At 44.0% G+C, this 19,099-nt stretch carries 15 protein-coding genes; 2 read left to right on the forward strand and 13 right to left on the reverse strand.

What is annotated here, in order from left to right; all coding sequences use genetic code 11:
- Positions 1–2: 2 nt before the first annotated feature.
- From CXF86_RS10610 to CXF86_RS10625, 4 genes are all read right to left on the reverse strand, one after another.
- Positions 3–908, reverse strand: coding sequence for an alpha/beta fold hydrolase (locus CXF86_RS10610; RefSeq protein ID WP_102038941.1), 906 nt, complete (start codon positions 906–908; stop codon positions 3–5).
- A 79-nt stretch (positions 909–987) separates the two neighbouring features.
- Positions 988–2,037 carry a 3-oxoacyl-ACP synthase III gene (locus CXF86_RS10615; protein ID WP_101093280.1) on the reverse strand — a complete coding sequence of 350 codons (1,050 nt, stop codon included), beginning with the start codon at positions 2,035–2,037 and terminating at the stop codon, positions 988–990.
- 260 nt (positions 2,038–2,297) lie between these two features.
- Positions 2,298–3,611 carry a methyltransferase gene (locus CXF86_RS10620; RefSeq protein ID WP_102038942.1) on the reverse strand — a complete coding sequence of 438 codons (1,314 nt, stop codon included), beginning with the start codon at positions 3,609–3,611 and terminating at the stop codon, positions 2,298–2,300.
- A gap of 129 nt (positions 3,612–3,740) precedes the next feature.
- Entirely contained in the window at positions 3,741–4,901 is a 1,161-nt protein-coding gene (locus CXF86_RS10625; RefSeq protein WP_102038943.1) for a chemotaxis protein, read from the reverse strand.
- A 511-nt stretch (positions 4,902–5,412) separates the two neighbouring features.
- Here CXF86_RS10625 and CXF86_RS10630 point away from each other — a divergent pair.
- Entirely contained in the window at positions 5,413–5,658 is a 246-nt protein-coding gene (locus CXF86_RS10630) for a DUF1289 domain-containing protein (protein WP_101093286.1), read from the forward strand.
- A 73-nt stretch (positions 5,659–5,731) separates the two neighbouring features.
- On the opposite strand, the gene CXF86_RS10635 is transcribed toward CXF86_RS10630, so the two are convergent.
- The 6 genes from CXF86_RS10635 to CXF86_RS10660 form a co-directional block, all read right to left on the reverse strand.
- Entirely contained in the window at positions 5,732–6,097 is a 366-nt protein-coding gene (locus CXF86_RS10635) for a YajD family HNH nuclease (protein ID WP_101093288.1), read from the reverse strand.
- Positions 6,098–6,322: 225 nt separating this feature from the next.
- Positions 6,323–8,299, reverse strand: coding sequence for a BCCT family transporter (locus CXF86_RS10640; RefSeq protein WP_101093290.1), 1,977 nt, complete (start codon positions 8,297–8,299; stop codon positions 6,323–6,325).
- Between the two features lie 502 nt (positions 8,300–8,801).
- On the reverse strand, positions 8,802–9,512 hold the full coding sequence (phoU, locus tag CXF86_RS10645; protein WP_101093292.1) for a phosphate signaling complex protein PhoU: 711 nt from the start codon (positions 9,510–9,512) through the stop codon (positions 8,802–8,804).
- Between the two features lie 25 nt (positions 9,513–9,537).
- Positions 9,538–10,356: a phosphate ABC transporter ATP-binding protein PstB gene (pstB, locus tag CXF86_RS10650; protein ID WP_101093294.1), complete on the reverse strand. Its 819-nt coding sequence runs from the start codon at positions 10,354–10,356 to the stop codon at positions 9,538–9,540.
- Positions 10,357–10,387: 31 nt separating this feature from the next.
- Positions 10,388–12,040, reverse strand: a complete 1,653-nt coding sequence (gene pstA / locus CXF86_RS10655) for a phosphate ABC transporter permease PstA (RefSeq protein WP_101093295.1) — start codon at positions 12,038–12,040, stop codon at positions 10,388–10,390.
- Positions 12,041–12,125: 85 nt separating this feature from the next.
- Positions 12,126–14,381, reverse strand: a complete 2,256-nt coding sequence (locus tag CXF86_RS10660) for an ABC transporter permease subunit (RefSeq protein ID WP_101093298.1) — start codon at positions 14,379–14,381, stop codon at positions 12,126–12,128.
- Positions 14,382–14,561: 180 nt separating this feature from the next.
- Between CXF86_RS10660 and CXF86_RS10665 the strand changes: the two genes are divergently transcribed.
- Positions 14,562–15,062 carry a glycine cleavage system transcriptional repressor gene (locus CXF86_RS10665; RefSeq protein WP_102038944.1) on the forward strand — a complete coding sequence of 167 codons (501 nt, stop codon included), beginning with the start codon at positions 14,562–14,564 and terminating at the stop codon, positions 15,060–15,062.
- Positions 15,063–15,150: 88 nt separating this feature from the next.
- Here the strand turns inward: CXF86_RS10665 and CXF86_RS10670 are convergent, their stop codons facing one another.
- The 3 genes from CXF86_RS10670 to CXF86_RS10685 all read right to left on the reverse strand — a co-directional run bounded on the left by CXF86_RS10670 (position 15,151) and on the right by CXF86_RS10685 (position 19,047).
- Positions 15,151–16,017 (reverse strand): sensor domain-containing diguanylate cyclase, encoded by an 867-nt coding sequence (locus CXF86_RS10670; protein WP_101093302.1) that lies wholly within the window; start codon positions 16,015–16,017, stop codon positions 15,151–15,153.
- Between the two features lie 113 nt (positions 16,018–16,130).
- Positions 16,131–16,460, reverse strand: a complete 330-nt coding sequence (locus tag CXF86_RS10675; RefSeq protein WP_102038945.1) for a hypothetical protein — start codon at positions 16,458–16,460, stop codon at positions 16,131–16,133.
- 865 nt (positions 16,461–17,325) lie between these two features.
- A complete protein-coding gene (locus CXF86_RS10685; protein WP_102038946.1) occupies positions 17,326–19,047 on the reverse strand; it encodes a methyl-accepting chemotaxis protein in 1,722 nt (573 codons plus the stop codon).
- Between the last annotated feature and the right edge of the window lie 52 nt (positions 19,048–19,099).

The raw sequence follows: 19,099 nt of genomic DNA on the forward strand, positions 1-19,099 counted from the left end.
ATTTACGCCACCGAGTCTTGTACTGCTTCAATGCTATTTTCATCGATGAAGGTGTTGATATGAGCAATGACTTCATCGCTAGCGTCCTCAAGAATATAGTGGCCACAATCAGCAAACTCATGCACTTGTGCATGGGGCATTCTTTGTTTCCATTCATCCAAAAAGTGCTTATCAAACACAAAATCTTGCAGTCCCCAGCAGATCACGGTGGGCACATTGGCAAACTTATCTAAGCTTGCGGCAATGTCTGACACCATCTCATAATTACGATCGCCCGGCTTTAACGGAATATCCTGCACAAAACGTAAAGTGGAGATACGGTTTGCCCACGAGTTAAACGGGGCAACGTAGGCCTGACGGATATCTTTATGCATCGGCTTACGCTTCACACCCACATAAGACGCTGCCGATGAGAAAGCATTAAAGCCACGCACCAAACATGTCCCTAGAAGGGTATTACGGCAGATTGAAAGCGCCCACGGAAAAGGTTTTGTTTTCGGAAGGTGAAACGCGCCCGTATTGAGAATAACTAAACGCTTAATACGTTCAGGATAGCGAGCAGCGTAACCCATACCAATCATGCCGCCCCAATCGTGGACAACAAGGGTAATATTATCTTTAACGTCTAAATGCTCAAGCAAGGCTTCAAGATCGTCTATACGACTTTTCAGAGTGTAATCGTAACCGCTGTCATCAGGCTTATCAGAAAGGCCACAACCAATATGATCAGGCACTATGCATTGATGCTTACCGCTTAGCGCGCTAATAAGATTACGATAATAAAACGACCAGCTCGGGTTACCGTGAACCATCACGACCGGGTCGCCAGAACCTTCATTCACATACTGAAGTTTATTGCCGTTTCTATCTAAATAATTACGTTTAAATGGGTGTAGGGTGTCTAACATGACGCTTCCTATAATTTTATACTGGACTTATGATAAATGCGTAAGGCTTACCAGCGACGAATGCTGCTGGTCAGTGGTGTTACCACTTAAGCCCCAACATCATGCAATTTAAGCCACTACCAATGCCTAAAAAGCTCACTTGGTCGCCGCTTTTCAAAAAGCCTTGGTCATGTGCCATAGCAGCGGTAACGGGCAATGAAACCGTGCCCATGTTGCCCAGTAATCTATAAGTCGGAAACTCTTTTTCTTCAGGAATGTTAAGTGCTTGCAGAACATTACGACGATTTGACGAACCCACTTGGTGACAAATAACTTTATCAACTTGCTCAACTAACCAGCTGCGCTGATCTAAGAAGTGGCTCCAAGTATGGCGCGCGAGCTCAACACCCTCTTTAAGCAAAGCCACACCATTGGTGCGCATAAATTCGCGGTATAACTGCGGACCCGCTTCTTCGAGTCCCCATTGGCACAAATCGTAATGTTGCGGCGCTGAAAGATGACTTGCACCTAACAACTGATGCTGACGATCACCTTTTAAATTGAGGCTGCCATCTGTAAGCAAAACAGCAACGGCACCAGAGCCACCGGTTAATGTTGCTAGCGACGATGCAAAGTTTTGCATCGTCGGTTCAGCAAGCATTTTGTCGATGGTGATATCCACAATATGGCGAGCAGACTCACAAGAAACCACCAGACCGGCTTTGATTTGGCCTAACTCAATGCGGTTAGCAATATCTAAAATACCTGACAACACGCCTAAACACGCGTTACTGATATCATAAATTGCCGTATTTTTAGAGACGCCAAGTTCAGCGGCGATACGACATGCTGTTGCGGGTTCATGTTGGTCACGGCAAACGCCAGTGTAAACCACTGCGCCTAAATCGCTGATATCGACGCCAGTTTCATCAATCGCCTTGTGCGCCGCAGCTAATGCTCCGTCAGACAATCTGTGCCCTTTTGGCCACCAACGTCTTTCATGGATCCCAGTCAATGCAGCAAGTTGCCCCATCGGAATACGAAACTTTTTGTATAACGGCGCTAAACGAGATTCAAGCTCCGAAGTTGAAACAACTTCAGGCGCTAATTCGTAGGCCATGCTATTGATAAAAACGCGGGAATATTTCATGAAACTGTATTTAATCGCTCACTAAACTGGCCAATTTACGACCAATGAAGATAATTATTTATTATTAACCAGCCATTTGAGCAAGAAAAAGCAGATGATTCAATAAAAAACCTCATAACTGAGACCTTTAAATCCACTCTATCATCAACTTTGCTCTAAAAATGGCACCACTTTACCGTCAGATTCAATCATCACTGACTCAATTACAACTTAATAAACAATTTGTTACGCACTTATTAAATTATCAAACTGTCATTTTTCTATTTAAATGCACTAATTATCGCATTTCGAGGCGTAATACTGTTTGAACAAAATTCACTCAACTTTACTTGGTAACCGCTCTCTTCTAAAAAGCAAACTCGGTCAAGTAATAGCCATTTTTCGAATACGCTTCTGAAAAGATGGGCCACCAAATCGATGCGACGAGTCAGTCGCTGTCGTTCACGCCCGTTGGCTTGATAATGTGCCCAGTCTATCGAATCAATCAAGGGCACTTTCTTGGTGTCTGCGGCCCAGCGACTGAACGTTTCAAACTCACCATTGAGCTGACTTTGCTTAATAGATGGAATGGGCAAATACTCATCCACTTGACGCATCTCACGTTGCAAAGAATCGAATCCTAAGCGCCATGCCATCTCTTGCAGCCGATATTGATTACCTTTAGCACTGGCTATCATGCTTTGTTGCAAAGGCAGCTGCAGATCTGCTCTAGTCAACAGCAGATCGCTTGCTTTAGCCGTCATTGAGAGTGGCTGGTAATACTGAGCCTGAATAAGATGGTAGCAACACGGCGATATCACCACTTGCCGAGTCCCAGCATTACTGGCGTGCTGTAACAAGGTAACGTGCAGATCACCGCAAGCATGCAGCGCTACAGCCAGCTGTTGCTCCTCAAGCTGGCCTTGCTGCTCCGCAAACGCATCAGCACAGACAAAACGCTGTGGTAACTGCCATTTATCTGCAAACTGCTCGCCTGCAGCGCACAGGCTCTGCTGCCACTCTAAACTTACCACGCTGCGCCCTGTCGCTTTTGCGATCAAGCGCCCTAAATGCCCTTTTCCAGCACACCATTCAAGCACAGGCAGTTTAGTATCCGGCAAATGTTCAACAAAAGCCGTGATCTGTTGCCACTTACGCCCTTTTATATGCGCACTAAAATGGGCCATATCATTCGCTTGCAGTAATGCTAATGGCCGAATACTTTCATCATTAAATGACCCAGTGCTTACATCATTTAATGATGGAATTATTTCTGCAGGCTCAGTGGATATAGCCGCTGCAATCTCCGGGAGTAATAAGTTTAAGTCCCAATCGCTTCCAGCGGCCTGTAGATCTTGCTTTAACGACGGTAGTAATCGCTCACTTAGGCTTAACTGACAGGCATCAATAGTATCAAGTTCATCATCTGCAATTTGCCAAACCGATCTCGCTAGCGTCGGAAAAGCATCACCCCAGGGTAATTCACGACATTCAAAACTGCGGTTTTGCCAAAGTGTACGGCTCAAGTTCAGCAAACTGTCGAGCTGTTTGAATTGAGTCGCAAAGGCTGATCTTGGGCTATTATTTTGCTGCATATGAGATAAACATTGATTCGACGTTGATGTTAAAAGACATTAGAACCGCTTTAAACAATAAAAGGAGACTTTTTTAAGTCTCCTTTTAGATAAGTAACGCCAGTTTATCACAGCTCTTTACCGCAAGGGTTATGGCGCTATTGAATCTTGCTTTTTAACTTGCATCCGCCTTCCCAGCCATACGCCAAGCCCCAGCGGAGCAAAAAAGACCACCAGCAAGAACAATACAAAATAGAGTATTAGGCTCTTGAGCGTTTTAGTGACCTCTTCAAAAACCACTTTAACGGTTTGCTCAGATATTTTCTCTAAATCAACTGCCGCTGCAGCGCGCTCTCTCGTCACCATGGCTTCTAATGCAATACGCTCGTTTTTCACCATCAACTCTAGCGCTTGTCGCTCAACTGACAATTGCGCCAGCTTATCGTCTGTTGATGCACTCAATTGCACTAACAGTGGCGTTAACTCTCTGCGCAGATCGACCGCTAGCGCTTGCATCATCTCGGGGCTTTGCGCCATGAGTTGCTGAAACTTGGCTGAGGTATCACTAATACTCATTAAAGTGGCTTGCACTTCATCGGCGTTAATATTGGAATGTAATGCATAAAGCTCTGCTTTCCAGCCCAATATCTTTGGCATTTGCTCGGCAATCATTGCCATTCTGTCAGAAATATCACTCATTACCTCAGGCACGGTACCAAAAGTGGTTACCGCATCAAACTCATTGATTTCATTGTACTCTAACCAATCAGTAAAGGCTGACTGACGCGTAAATGACATATCATTAATCGGGTACAGTGCAACATATTGCTTAACGAAATTCTGGTTCTTTTGGAAACTTGCCGCACCAAATTTTTTAATCGTGCGTTCAAACTGATCTCTCAGATGCTGACTCACGTCGATAGCCGTTTGCTGCTGTTCACCAAACACATTCTTACCGGCGCCGGATTCAAAGAATTGCACCATTTGTTCGGTAAACACCCAGGTATCAACCATGGCTGCAGTAGGAGATGCTTGAAATATGGTATGTTGCAGATTCTGCTCGGCGTTAATTTTCCACATCAGTGTATTCGACTTAATGGGAACACTGTCGCTGTTGCGCTCTATTAGATCGGCGGCACTTTCCACCTGACTATAAAATACCGTACTAAAATCTCGGCTAAAAACGCGCATATTTAACTGATCTTTAGGTAACGGCTCAATGCCACTTTCTAACTTGATCTCTAACAGGGAACACCCGGCAACCAACACAGCCGTAACAATGACAAAGCAAAAGCGAAACACCGCTTTCATAAAGCCTCCATTAAAATACAACATATTGAATACTATCAACTAATAAATTATTTAGTTAAATTCTAACATCCGTTCTCTGCTAGACCTACAACTAACACACATTAGGGTTTTAGATCGCTTACATAAACTAATGGTTACGATAAGAACCTAGAGCTCACGTTAAGTAAATCACTCGCGAACAGATAACCTCGTCACTTAATTCTAGCTACTTTATACTCGTTGTATTAATAATTTAATCATATTGTCGGCGTTCTGTAGGCCTTCAAAACACCGAGGCGAATCTAAGCCCTCGGCACACATTATGGTTCAAGTCACCGACCCCATCAATATGCCTTGAATTGATGCAGTGAAGTCAACGACTTCTCTACCACCAATAGAAATCAACGTTATGATTTAAAAGAATTAATATATAAATAATATTAATAAACAGGATCGCCTAGTTCAAGTTAACTATAAATTTAACGTAATAGGTATTACACTTCGTCGCAAATTAGAACAGGTGCACAATAAAATGCAATCACCCTGCGTGGCTCGCTGTGGGCTAAATGAAGATGATTACTGTATGGGTTGTTATCGCCATATTGACGAAATAGTAGGATGGGGTAACGCCAGCGATGAGACCAAAGCGCGAGTGTGGACCAAACTTGAACAACGTAAGGCCGATATGCTTGATGGCGAAAATAGTGCTATTTTAAGCCGCGCTAAATGGTTGGAAGCCGAAGCAAGACTTAAAGCAACCGAAGACGGTTCAATTTAACGTAAAAAAGCCGCAATTAGCGGCTTTTTTCATCGTTAATCGACGGCTTTATGTGTCTTAACTTAAAGTGCGATTACTTTTTGTTGAGCATACTTTTTAGATCGGCGAAGGGATTGTACGTCGCAGTGTCCATCTTAACTTCGGTCGTGGCGCCGTACTGGATCAATTCTTCAAACTTTGAATGCTCATTGTCGTGACAATATAAACAGAGTAATTCCCAGTTGGTACCATCGGATGGGTTATTATCGTGGTTATGATCACGATGATGCACTGTCAATTCGCGCAAGTTCGCATTGTTAAACTCACGAGTACAACGGCCACATACCCAAGGATAAAGCTTAAGTGCTTGCTCACGGTAACCCGTTTCACGCTTGGCTTTATAATCTCGTGCTTCGGCTAGTACTTTATCTAACTTACTTTGCCCTGGTGCTGCTGCCATGTTGGTATATCTCGTTTCGGTTTAATGTCTCTATGAATCTAATACTAACACTGAAATATATCAGCTGTAACTGAGTTCGATGATCAATCAGCCAAACTTTGCTGAAATAACAAAGGCTAGCCCATTACACTGTTAAATTGCGTATTGAAGCTAACCTTTTTCAATGTACTTACGACCCTAAAACTGCGCTAATTATTGAATTTGCATTCAGTCATATATCGGTCGCTAGACTTCACTGCCTAAATACTCAGAACTGGAAAGATGGAGATAATGCAGGTACTTCTCGTACTGCGTAACCACATCAGCCAATACTTGCTCCTGAGTAAAGCCCATCACATCGTAATGTTGTCCACCGTGTTCTAAAAATACTTCAACCCTATAATACTCAGAGTCACCTTCTGCAACTTCGCTTTCAATCGGGTTGGTAATACTAAAGGCACGGATCCGCAATCCATAAACAAAGTCATCATGTTCCTCGTTAGCAATGACGAAGCGAATACGACTATCAAAGTTCTTTAACTCTGCCGCTACGCCCTTGCTATTAAAAGTCTCACAGACCTTATTTAATGCGGGTTTTGCCACTTCTTCCAAGAAACCTAACGCTTGAGCCTCACTAGGATGTGAGACAAGAACATCGATATGATCTTCCCAACTGACGTTAGTCTTGGTGAATTGCACGCTGGTATTATGGGATTGCACGCTATTGATCTTTAACCAATCATCCTGCAATGCTTTAAACAGTCCAAAACACATCAGCAGCATCACAATTAGAAACGGCAATGCACTGGCTATCGCTGCTGTTTGTAAGGCTTGTAACCCGCCTGCTAACAACAGTACTGACGCCACTATGCCTTGTAACATGGCCCAGAAAATCCGTTGCCATACGGGTGCATTGTGATCGCCACCCGAGGTTAAGTTATCAATCACCAACGAACCTGAATCTGATGAAGTGACGAAGAAGGTTATTACCAAACATAATGCGATTGTCGATAACAAGGTAGAAAATGGCATGTGCTCAAAAAACACAAATAGCGCTACAGATACATCTGATGAAACCGCATCAGATAAATAAGTTGCGCCTTGGTTCATTATGGCGTCAATGGCAGAATTACCAAATACTGTCATCCATAAGAAGGTAAACGCCGATGGCACAAATAGCACACCGATTAGAAACTCACGGATAGTACGACCACGTGACACACGAGCAATAAAAGTCCCTACAAATGGTGACCATGAGATCCACCAGCCCCAATAAAGTAACGTCCAACCACCGAGCCAATCGTTCTTCTGCTCATAGGCATATAAGTTAAATGTCTTACCAACAATGTCGCTCAAGTAGCCGCCAGTGTTTTGTACAAAAGCTTGTAACAGTTCTACTGTTGGGCCAAATATCAATATGAAAACAAGTAATAGTATCGCCAAACCTAAGTTAAGTTCACTTAAGCGTTTCACCCCTTTATCAAGGCCGGAGAACACCGATACAGTGGCAATAAGCGAAATAACGATAATTAAGCCCACTTGGACGTAAGCATTTACAGGCACACCCAGTAGATAGTTAAGGCCTGAATTGACCTGCAGCACACCAAAACCAAGCGATGTTGCCACACCAAACATGGTACCCAATACCGCAAAGGTATCGACAGCATGGCCGATAGGACCAAAAATACGCTCACCAAATATTGGATAAAGTGCGCTTCTAGGCAGCAATGGTAGTTTATGACGATATGAGAAGTACGCTAAACTCAGCGCCACTACGGCGTATATAGCCCATGCGTGAATGCCCCAATGGAAGAACGTAATCTTCATGGCATCTTTTGCAGCTTGTATCGTCTGTGGATCGGCATCTGGCGGCGCAAGATAGTGCATCACCGGCTCTGCAACACCAAAAAACATCAAACCAATACCCATGCCCGCGGAGAACAACATGGCTATCCAGCTTTTATAGCTGTAATCAGGTTCAGAGTGATCAGGGCCAAGTTTAATATCGCCAAAACGTGACACCATCACGAAGATGACAAAAATTAAAAACACTGCGACGCCTAGGATATAAAGCCAGCCAGCTTTTAACTCAAACCAGGATTGTACAATTTTAAAGAAGTCTTGCGCTTGGTTCGGCCAAATAGCGGTGGTCAGAACCATTAAAGTGATCAGGAAAACAGAAGAGAAAAAAACAGGTGGATTAATACTCGATTTAATCGACATACAGTTACCGCAGTTAATGAAGTATACGCCTCTATTCTCGCTAGGCATGACAGGGCCTGGCAGAGGTTAGTAGCCTATAAGCTAATATAAGAATACACTGGCGGGCTTATCATTTTGTGCCTAAGCCCGTGAGTTGTACTCACCAAAGACATGTAAATAAATCAATAGACTGAACGGATGGTTGTTCAGTGAATTTGATCCACTCGCATATTTAAAATCGTATTGAATAGCTCAACCTAGAGTCTGCCGTGTAAGGCCCGATCCAGCTATTTAATAGAATTTGGCTTAGGTTTGGGTTTAAATTTGGATTTTCAACACAAAATTCATTAATGCGGATACATTATTCATTGAGCCGAGGTTTTCGTCTATCGTCCAAATACAAAAAAAACAGCAAAATGCTGTTTTTTAGTTTAACAAGTAACCACTTAGTATCAATCTGTGGGGCTTGTCTCATTATTCATTCAATGCTGTCAGGCCTTGTCTGCTTTATCAACAAACAAAACTAGAAGTTCAAGTCTCTCTCCATCTCTTCATAGGAGATATGACGTACATCTTTACCTTTAACGTAATAGATGATGTATTCGCAAATATTCTGACAACGATCGCCAACACGCTCTACAGCACGAGCCGCCCAAAGCACATCAAGTACTTCTGGGATAGATCTAGGGTCGGCCATCATATAGGTCATCAACTGACGAATAATCCCTTCATACTCTTTGTCGAGCTTGGCATCTTCTTTATGCAGCTCTAGCGCCACATCAGCGTCCATACGCGCTAACGCATCCAGAGTGGCATGCAAAGTACGCGTCGCATGGCGGCCCATATTTTCAATGCTCACCAGCAAAGGCTGTTGATTTTTAGAGCGCTTGTCCAGCGCCGCTTTTGCTATCTTCACACACGCATCGCCAATACGTTCTAAATCGGTAATGGTTTTAGATATCGCCAATACTAGGCGTAAATCACTTGCCGCGGGTTGGCGCTTAGCAATGATGCGGGTGCACTCTTCGTCAATGGCGACTTCCATGCCATTCACTTTGTGGTCACCTTCAATTACTTTCTGAGCTAGCTCAGAGTCTAGTGCCGCTAAAGCATCAAGAGACTGCTCTAGCTGACGTTCAACAAGCCCGCCCATCGTCAATACACGATTACGAATATCATCCAGTTCAGCATTGAACTGACCAGAGATATGTTTATTTAAGTTCATGTTTTCCATTGTAATAAACCTCTATCAGTTCAATTTAACCGTAACGACCGGTAATGTAATCTTCAGTCTTTTTCTTACGCGGTGTGGTAAATATGGTGTTAGTGTCAGCATATTCAACCAGCTCACCCATATACATAAAGGCGGTTTGATCTGACACACGTGCAGCCTGCTGCATATTATGTGTCACAATCACCACGGTATATTTAGATTTAAGCTCAGTGATCAGCTCTTCAATCGTCAACGTTGAGATGGGATCCAGTGCCGATGTGGGTTCATCAAGCAGCAAAACTTCTGGCTCAATCGCAATCGCACGTGCGATAACTAAACGCTGCTGCTGACCGCCAGAGAGTCCGAATGCATTGTCATGTAATCTGTCTTTTACTTCATCCCAAATCGCAGCGCCACGTAAAGAGCGCTCAGCCGCATCATCAAGATCACGACGATTTTTTACGCCTTGCAGGCGCAATCCATACACCACATTCTCGTAAATTGATTTAGGGAATGGGTTTGGACGTTGGAATACCATGCCGACATTACGACGCAGTGCGGCAACATCGACTTTTTTGTCATAGATATTCTGACCGTGCAGCAAAATTTCACCACTGATATGACAGTGATCAACTAAGTCATTCATGCGGTTAATACAGCGCAATAGGGTTGATTTACCGCAACCACTTGGGCCAATAAATGCCGTGACCTTTTTCTTAGGGATATGCATAGACACATCAAACAGTGCCTGCTTATCGCCATATTTAAGGTCGAGGTTACGGATCTCTAATGCCGTGTCTTCTTTACTCAAGTTTTCTAAGTCTAGCATTTCAGTCTTCATTACCGATTGATCTATTGAAATCATGTTATTTCCTATCACTTAGGATAATCGTCAATTAATGCTCAAGCGAACGATATTTTTCGCGTAAGTGGTTTCGTACACCAATGGCGGTTAAATTTAACCCCACGATCACCGAGACCAAAAGGAAGGAAGTAGCGTATACCAAGGGGCGCGCTGCTTCTACGTTAGGGCTTTGGAAACCGACATCATAGATGTGGAAACCTAAGTGCATGAACTTTCGTTCCAAATGCACAAATGGGAAATTAATGTCCACTGGCAGTGTTGGGGCAAGCTTTACCACGCCGACTAACATCAAGGGGGCAACCTCACCTGCAGCGCGGGCTACCGCTAAAATCAAGCCCGTCATAATCGCAGGGCTGGCCATTGGCACGATAATGCGCCACAAGGTTTCGGCTTTCGTCGCGCCCAGTGCCAAACTACCTTGGCGCACCGAGCTTGGAATGCGGCTTAAGCCTTCCTCCGTCGATACTATCACCACTGGCAGGGTTAAAATGGCCAAAGTTAATGCCGACCAGAGAACACCTGGTGATCCAAAAGTGGGTGCTGGTAGTGCTTCAGGGTAAAACAGTTGGTCAATTGAGCCACCAAACATGTAAACAAAGAAACCTAATCCAAACACACCATAAACGATTGATGGCACACCCGCTAAGTTAATCACCGCGATACGGATCATCTTAGTCACCGGCCCCTTCTTGGCGTATTCGTGCAGGTAAATAGCCGCTATCACCCCAAATGGTGTCACGATCACTGCCATCAACATCACCATAAACACGGTACCAAAAATAGCGGGGAATACACCACCCTCAGTATTCGCTTCACGTGGATCATCGCTGACAAACTTACCGATACCGATAAACCAATGCCCGACTTTGCCTAATATGCTGAGCCGGTTAGCGTAAGTAACATCTAAAATGGTATCAAGTTTAAGTGTCACCTCTTCGCCGCGCATGTCTCGAATGATGACAAAGTCACGACCCGCTTCAGTTTTAAGGGCAAAGAACTCTTTTTCAACAACTTGATATGCAGCATCTAACGTTAAACGTTGCGCTTCAATTTCAGCTTTTCGACTATCAGTCAGCGCATTATCCAACTCGTAGCGGCGTGACTCTAAGCGCAGATTCTCTAGCTCATAGTTTATCGTGCCGATATCGCCTTTTTGAATATCGAGCGCTTTGTCATTTAGCGCAACTGCACGTTCGATATGCTCTGCAAAAGCAGTTTCAATATTATCAGGCGTTAACCGCTGGCCATCTTCAATGATCCCCACTGGATAACCATAGAAGTCACCGTTTTTGCTACGTTCGATGACCGCGATATCATTCGGCTTAGTGCGCGAAATAATATTGGTCTCCATCACCCAGCGAAAATCTAAGTCAACAAACTCACGGTTACCGGTTTTGATCAGGTAGCGCGTAACAGTATCACCAACGTCTGCATCAAACGTATGGCCGGCAGACAACAAACGCTCAATAGGCACTTCTTCTCTATCGTATATCTCACCGATAATGCTGTAACGATCACCGGTAGGATCTTGTATCTCCCACTGATAGATCTGAGCAGGCCAAAAGTAACTTAAACCACGCCATGCAATTAGCAATAGCAACCCAAGTACCGCGATTAAACAAACGCTCACGGCGCCACTGGTCATCCAAATCCAAGGAGAGCCAGATTTAAACCACTTACCCATTAGCTAAACCTCTTACGGCGATTGTCGACTTACTCTTTATGAAATTAGTATTTATCATTATCAAAACATCCATATAAATCTACAATTACAGTGAGCTATAGCGTTCACGTAGACGTTGTCTTACCACTTCTGCAATCGTGTTGAAGAAGAACGTAAAGATAAACAGTACAAAGGCGGCCAGGAACAGCACCCGGTAATGCGAACTACCAATGGCCGACTCAGGCATCTCAACAGCAATGTTGGCAGCCAGGGTTCTCATTCCCTCGAAGACACTCCATTCCATAATCGCGGTGTTACCCGTTGCCATTAATACAATCATGGTTTCGCCTACTGCACGCCCCAATCCCATCATTACCGCAGAGAAAATACCTGGGCTTGCCGTTAACAACACCACCCGCGTTAAGGTCTGCCACGTTGTTGCACCCAGTGCCAAACTACCGTTAGAGAGATGACGAGGAACAGAGAACACGGCATCTTCTGCAATTGAGAAGATAGTAGGAATAACCGCAAAGCCCATTGCAACACCCACCACTAACGCATTACGTTGGTCAAAGGTGATGCCGAGCTCATTGGTGATAAACATACGTGTATCACCACCAAAGAACGCAGATTCTAAACCTGGGCTAATCGCAAACGAGAACCAACCAACAAACAAAATCACCGGGATTAACATAATCTCTTGGTAAGTATCAGGTAGGCGCTGCTTCCACTTAGCGGGCAATTTATGCCAAGCAAATGCGGTAGACAATACCGAGGAGGGCAATAATATGAGCAGGGTTAAAATGCCGGGCAAATTATGTTCAATCAACGGTGCGAGCCAAAGGCCAGCAAGGAAACCCAGAATAACCGTCGGTAAAGCTTCCATAATTTCAATGGTTGGCTTAACAACCGCACGTACTTTGGGAGACATGAAATATGCCGTATATATCGCACCCGCAATGGCCAACGGAGTGGCAAATAGCATGGCATAAAATGCCGCTTTCATCGTACCAAACGCCAATGGCATAAGGCTTAACTTTGCTTCAAAGTCGTCAGAACCTGAAGTTGACTGCCACACATATTTAGGTTCTGGATAACCTTCATACCAAACCTTACTCCACATCGCACTCCACGATACTTCTGGATGGGTGTTGGATACGCTAAACAGGTTGAGTTTGCCGTCGGCTTCCACAACCAGCGCGTTAGAACGTGGGCTAAACCCGATTGTACCTGGGTTTTTAAGCTTAAATTTTTCAGAGAAAAGCTCACGCTGACTGGTGGTATAAAGCAGGCTTAAATTACCCTCGTCAGTAATGGTGACAAAACTCTTACGATAGAATTCTGACGCGACACTCTTGATCCCCGCTTTATTTTTAAAGTCACGAATTTCTTGATATTGACGTCCTTGTTCACCATTAACTTGAAAGTATTGCTGCACCAAACCACTGTCGTAACTGACAAGCAAAGAGCTGGCACCCGCTAACAAACTTACATTAGTCACTTTGGCTTTGGCACGTCCGAGTTCAAGTACTTGTCGTAAGCTCACATCTTCGGCATCACGAATATCATAAACAAACAGTTTGTTATCTGAGCTCAAAATTAATTGGCGGTGATCGGGAGTCATCAACCTCTGTTGTACGTTGACGGGAGCATCAGGAATAATGCCTGTGTACGTCACCCATTCAACCTCTTCGGTCATCATGTTCTCTTCGCCTTCTTGGCGAGAGATGCGCCATACTTTGTCATTGTCTTGATAAACAAAGCTCATTTTGTCACTGCTAACATCAAATACTAAATGGTTAAGTGCATGACCTTCAGTATCCACGGTCAGCGGCGCGTTTCCATTTAAGAAACGAAGATTAGGTGTGATGAGGCGCTTGTCATCAGGGTACGTAACCCCAAACTCCACCCCTGCAATAATCGCTTGGCCATTACTCAACCCTAATGCAAAGCGCTGCTCACTTGGCATGGCAACTGAACTACTCACAACATGAGAGCCAGCAGGCGTATTAATCTGCTCAGTCCGGATCAGTTGTGATGTTTGGGTATCAAAAAAGTCCACTTTACCTAGCTGTGATACGCGGTACATGATCTCATTCTGCTCATCACTACCGACCATTAACGCTGGTTGAGTATCATGATATTTAGCACTTACAACCGGTGTGACCTCAGCGCTATCGAATAGCGGCTTAATCACATAAAGTAGATAAAAGAAGATCAGTAGCAAGGCCACAAATACCATGGTTCCACCAATGGTGACACCTATTTGGGCAGCTTTGTCCATGATTGCTCTGCGCGATGTACCATTGTTTATCAATAGGTTTTTTGCAGCAGGTCCAGGCTGAGATACCTGAGTTTCCATTAAGAACCTCGATTATTTAAAAGCCAGTAAAATAAACTGGGATTGTATCCACGACTATGCTAACTGTAGTGTTACCAAATAAGCACTACGCTGACATATTCTAATGCTGTGCATTATATTACGCAAAAATGACACTAGTGTTACAGTGGTTAACTTATTAATTAATGGAGCTATATCAATATGTTAAGGTATCTGGTTACGTTACAAGCGATGGACCGTGAAGGTTTAGTAGAGCAAATAGCCCATGCAGTAAGCCGACACGGCGGTAATTGGTTAGATTCTGAGCTACGCCACATCGATGGCATATTTGCTGCAATCCTATTATTAGAGGTGCCTTCGGCACAGTGGGATGAACTCGTTGAAAGCTTAGAATGCTTAGAAGGTGTTGCGTTAACTTACGCAAAAACGAAGAAAGCCACCAATGAAGATATCCACCTCAGTTATTCACTAGTTGCCTATGACAGACCGGGTTTAGTCCACGAGATCTCAAATAAGATCAGTGCACTAGGGATCAATATTGAGCACATGAGTACTCGATATGAGAGTGCTAGCCACACAGGTATCGCCCTGTTTAGGGCTGAGTTTGATTTAGGCCTTAAAGATGCCAGCCATGAGGATAAATTAACAGAGGCACTGCACGCTATTGGAGACGATGTGGTGTTGGATAACGTGTCGACTTAGTGAGCATGACGTACATTCAAGCTTAAACGTCTGCTGACGTTATCGGTATCAGACAAGCATCAGCCTGCCATGTGCAGGCTTTTTTGAGCTAATCGCGATCACGCCGCTTGGTTTGGTACATATCTTTATCAGCAGTTGCGAGCAATGAGTCCATCGTGGTTCCTTGGTCAGGGTAGATTGCGACCCCCACACTACAACAAACCTCAATATTGTTACCATCGACAATGAATGCTTTATTAAATGCCTTGTCTAAAGTTGCAACGACTATCGAAACATCATTCTTATTCGCCATTTCTTCTAGCAAAATAACAAACTCATCCCCCCCTATTCTGGCGACGGTATCTGAGCCACGAATGCATTGTTTGAGGCGTATCGCGGTTTCTATCAAGACCTGATCTCCGAAAGTATGACCTTTGGTATCGTTAATCGTTTTGAATTTATCCAAATCAATATAAAGCAGCGCAAAATTCATTTTATGACGTTTAGACTGTGCAATTAAATGCTCCACACGGTCGAACAACAAGTAACGATTAGGGATTTTTGTGAGGTAATCATAATGTGCGAGGTATTGAAGTCGTTCGGCTTCTTTTATGCGACTGGTGATATCTCGATTGACCCCTAGCGCACCGACCATCTGCTCATTTGAATCATAAATAGGGACACACATCGACTCGATCCAGCCAATATCGCCATTTTTATGTAACATCCTGATTTCACCAGTCCATTGCCCCAATTCTCCCACCGCTGATATCACTTCTGATGTGATGTGATCGGTGTCCTCTGGAACATGGAGCATACTAACAGATTGACCAATAGCATCTTCTTTGGAGTAGCCATAGAGTGCTTCAGAACCTTTGTTCCAATCAGTAATGATGCCTTGTGAGTCAGTGACGACCACTGAATCAAACAGGTAATCGAAGGCCTTAGCGCGTGGTTTAAGTATGTGCGAGTTCATTATTTCGTCTACACCTTCAATTATGAAGCATAAAATGCCCTGCTAATGGGCGAATATTGAGCAACGAAAACAGTCCATTGTTTTTTGTCCTTATTGATTCGCTTTTTACGTGCCTATTGTTGCTTGTTAATTTTCAGCCAAAAAGCCTCTTGGCAATGATTTAAGAACGTCTTTCTTTGAGGACATATATGCGTATCGTCAGATTCGGAAATCACTTCATATGATATCCAACACTCTGCGCATATTTGTTCATTCTCTTCCAACATATCAGCTTCATTACAACATTTCATCACCACCCCATTGTTGAAATGAAATACTGATTCGATGCAATTAACGACGATACCTTGATCGGTATATGATTTATCAAATGATTCCGAGGCTTCTAATTTCACCCCGTTCAACTCACCTTTTGTAACTGCAATGTAAGTGTGAAGATTATTCATTAATATATCCTTAAGTGCCTGATACTAAAACGTTGTTTTAAGCAACTAAGCATTGCTGGCTCAAAAGTTGAGGGACGCATAAACACTCACTTTATTTGGTCCGTTTAAAATTGGTGTTTGTGACTCCCCCACTACAGTGACGAGTTCAATCTGGAATACCAAGCATGAATAAAGAGTGTTTGGCAGTAGAAAGATAAAATCCATCTCTACTTCCCAACCTAAATACTGACGAGAGTAGGCCTTATGTAAGTCTCTTATACTAGGTGTATCATCATGAACACTTCAGAACAATAACGCTTTGATTTTCTTTATGAACAATACCTTACCAACTTAACAGGGCAAAGCAAGCGAACCGCTACCATAGATGCTGATAGTCGCACCAGCAGAGCGATTGCCCCGCTAGTGATACAAAGCCGCAATAATCTAACGACTGTACTGACTGATCGTGTAGAGCGTTAATTTTAATATTTGAGGCTATGGATTACTGCGACGAAGTTTTTACGCTGGGTTAGCAAGCGAAGCTTGAAGTACCCATAAGCCTTACATAGCCAATTAGGGAATGTTGATCTTTCACGGTTGTTTTTACCGCAGTTTATTGGCTATTTTGGCAAGGCGGCAGCGATATCGTTTAGTCATTCTCCACAAACAGCCGGCAACACAGTAAAAATAGCCAAGAAGTGCGGCCCTTCGAATTCATTTCAATGCTTCTATTCTTTTACAACTAAAGTGCGTTACAAGCTTCTTACTTAGCCAGCTAAGCAAGAAGCTCAAGCCTTGTACTAAAACCATGATTCTTTACGACAAAGAGTCGAACAAAAACTAAGCTCGAAAGATCAACAGCCCCTAGTACTTCTGATGAGAATAACTACACTCTATACTGCGCGATCTGCTGTTGCATCGACTCCGCTAGGATAGCTAACTCCCGGGTGGCCACATTGCTCTGCTCCGCTCCAGCTGCAGTCTGATCTGAGATATCGCTGATATTGATGATGTTTTTATTTATCTCTTCGGTTACCGAACTCTGCTGCTCGGAAGCCGTTGCAATCTGCGCATTCAGAGAGTTAATCTGTTCGATACTGACTATAATTTGCTGCAGTGCATCGCCGGCTTGCTGCGATTTATCGACACTCAACTTCGCTTGCTCAGTCCCACGCTCCATCATCACCGTAGAATCACGAGCACCTTGCTGTAAACGCTGGATCATCTTTTGGATCTCTTCCGTGGAGTCCTGCGTCCGTTTGGCTAAATTACGCACCTCATCGGCCACCACCGCGAAACCTCGTCCCTGCTCACCGGCACGGGCTGCCTCGATAGCGGCATTGAGTGCTAACAGGTTGGTTTGCTGGGAGATCCCCTGAATAACATCGACCACAGAGCCAATTTCATCTGAATGTTGCGACAGGAGCTTCATCGCCTCGGTTGCATCGTCCATCTCTGTAGATAGGGTTTCAATCACCTTAATGCTCTCATCAACAATCGCTTGACCATTACTGGCTGCGGTGTTCGCCTCTTCCGAGGTCATTGCAGCGGCTGCTGCGCTTTGAGCCACCTCACGCACTGTTGCGGAAAACTGATGAATGGCAGTTGCGATCAGCTGGGTCTGTTGCTGTTGATCGACCACATTACGTTGAGTCTGAGTCGATACCACGGAGTTTTCTTCGGCCGAACTTGCCAATCTAGACGTCGAATCATGGGTATTTTGTACCGCATGTTGAAATCTGGATGTAATCTGATTCACGTACGCTGCAATATGTGAAAATTCATCATCGCCACCCAGATTGATACGTTTGGTCAGATCCCCATTAGCGATATCGTTAGCGGTATTTTCAAGCTGCGTTACCGCCTGGCTAACGCGTCTAATAATAAGAGTAGAACTGATACTGATCACCAGCATACTGATACTGGAAAACATCGCGACTAATAAGATGTAGAAAGCCATATTGTCCTTAGACAGTTCAAAACTTTCTTTCCCTTCGGCTACCTGTAGTTCCAAAAATGACTGCGCTTCTGTATTAATATTCTTAAACAGTGGGTTAATTTGAGTCAGTAAGATGTGATTCGACTCTTCATAATTGCCGCGTCTTAATGCCTCGAGAGCGGGCTCAAATCCCGAAATGGTAACCTTATCCAGTAGATCTGCTAATCGATTAATTTGCTCACGTTCGTCTGTCTCAAGAGGAGAGCTTAAAATCTCATTATCAACGATGTGATGCAGCAGAACGATAGAGGCTTGGGTTGCCTTGATGTGCTTTTCAAGTGGGTGATTATGCATATCTGAGAACTTACTACTCGGGTCATGCTGAAATGCCAGCAAAAGCCCACTGCGTGCACTTGCGAGCTCATTAAGAACTTTACCCGCTCTAATGCTGTGCTGCATGCCCTGAGTGTAAAGTTCCTCGATAGAATCTCCCGCATCTTGCATGCCAGTGATCCCCTTATACCCGAGGAGTATAAAAGAGATAACCGTAAGAAAAACAATTAATTTGAGCTGAAACCGAACCGACCTTACTTGCTGAATAAAACCCGTCCCTTGTGTGTTGGAGCTTTGAATACTGCGATTCTCCGCTTGAGCTATTAAAGCAGACATAATAATTCCCTATTAAGACCTAAAACAGTCCAGCAAAATATTGCTTTTATAA

Source organism: Shewanella sp. GutCb (assembly GCF_002836135.1).
In the GTDB taxonomy this organism is placed as follows: Bacteria; Pseudomonadota; Gammaproteobacteria; order Enterobacterales; family Shewanellaceae; genus Shewanella.

Excerpts from the sequence above, each read along its gene's own strand:
- CXF86_RS10635 (WP_101093288.1), bottom strand. The coding sequence starts at position 6,097 with ATGGCAGCAGCACCAGGGCAAAGTAAGTTAGATAAAGTACTAGCCGAA.
- CXF86_RS10620 (WP_102038942.1), bottom strand. The coding sequence starts at position 3,611 with ATGCAGCAAAATAATAGCCCAAGATCAGCCTTTGCGACTCAATTCAAA.
- CXF86_RS10660 (WP_101093298.1), bottom strand. The coding sequence starts at position 14,381 with ATGGAAACTCAGGTATCTCAGCCTGGACCTGCTGCAAAAAACCTATTG.
- phoU (WP_101093292.1), bottom strand. The coding sequence starts at position 9,512 with ATGGAAAACATGAACTTAAATAAACATATCTCTGGTCAGTTCAATGCT.
- pstA (WP_101093295.1), bottom strand. The coding sequence starts at position 12,040 with ATGGGTAAGTGGTTTAAATCTGGCTCTCCTTGGATTTGGATGACCAGT.
- CXF86_RS10685 (WP_102038946.1), bottom strand. The coding sequence starts at position 19,047 with ATGTCTGCTTTAATAGCTCAAGCGGAGAATCGCAGTATTCAAAGCTCC.
- CXF86_RS10630 (WP_101093286.1), top strand. The coding sequence starts at position 5,413 with ATGCAATCACCCTGCGTGGCTCGCTGTGGGCTAAATGAAGATGATTAC.
- CXF86_RS10625 (WP_102038943.1), bottom strand. The coding sequence starts at position 4,901 with ATGAAAGCGGTGTTTCGCTTTTGCTTTGTCATTGTTACGGCTGTGTTG.
- CXF86_RS10615 (WP_101093280.1), bottom strand. The coding sequence starts at position 2,037 with ATGAAATATTCCCGCGTTTTTATCAATAGCATGGCCTACGAATTAGCG.
- CXF86_RS10640 (WP_101093290.1), bottom strand. The coding sequence starts at position 8,299 with ATGTCGATTAAATCGAGTATTAATCCACCTGTTTTTTTCTCTTCTGTT.
- CXF86_RS10675 (WP_102038945.1), bottom strand. The coding sequence starts at position 16,460 with ATGAATAATCTTCACACTTACATTGCAGTTACAAAAGGTGAGTTGAAC.
- CXF86_RS10670 (WP_101093302.1), bottom strand. The coding sequence starts at position 16,017 with ATGAACTCGCACATACTTAAACCACGCGCTAAGGCCTTCGATTACCTG.
- pstB (WP_101093294.1), bottom strand. The coding sequence starts at position 10,356 with ATGATTTCAATAGATCAATCGGTAATGAAGACTGAAATGCTAGACTTA.
- CXF86_RS10610 (WP_102038941.1), bottom strand. The coding sequence starts at position 908 with ATGTTAGACACCCTACACCCATTTAAACGTAATTATTTAGATAGAAAC.
- CXF86_RS10665 (WP_102038944.1), top strand. The coding sequence starts at position 14,562 with ATGTTAAGGTATCTGGTTACGTTACAAGCGATGGACCGTGAAGGTTTA.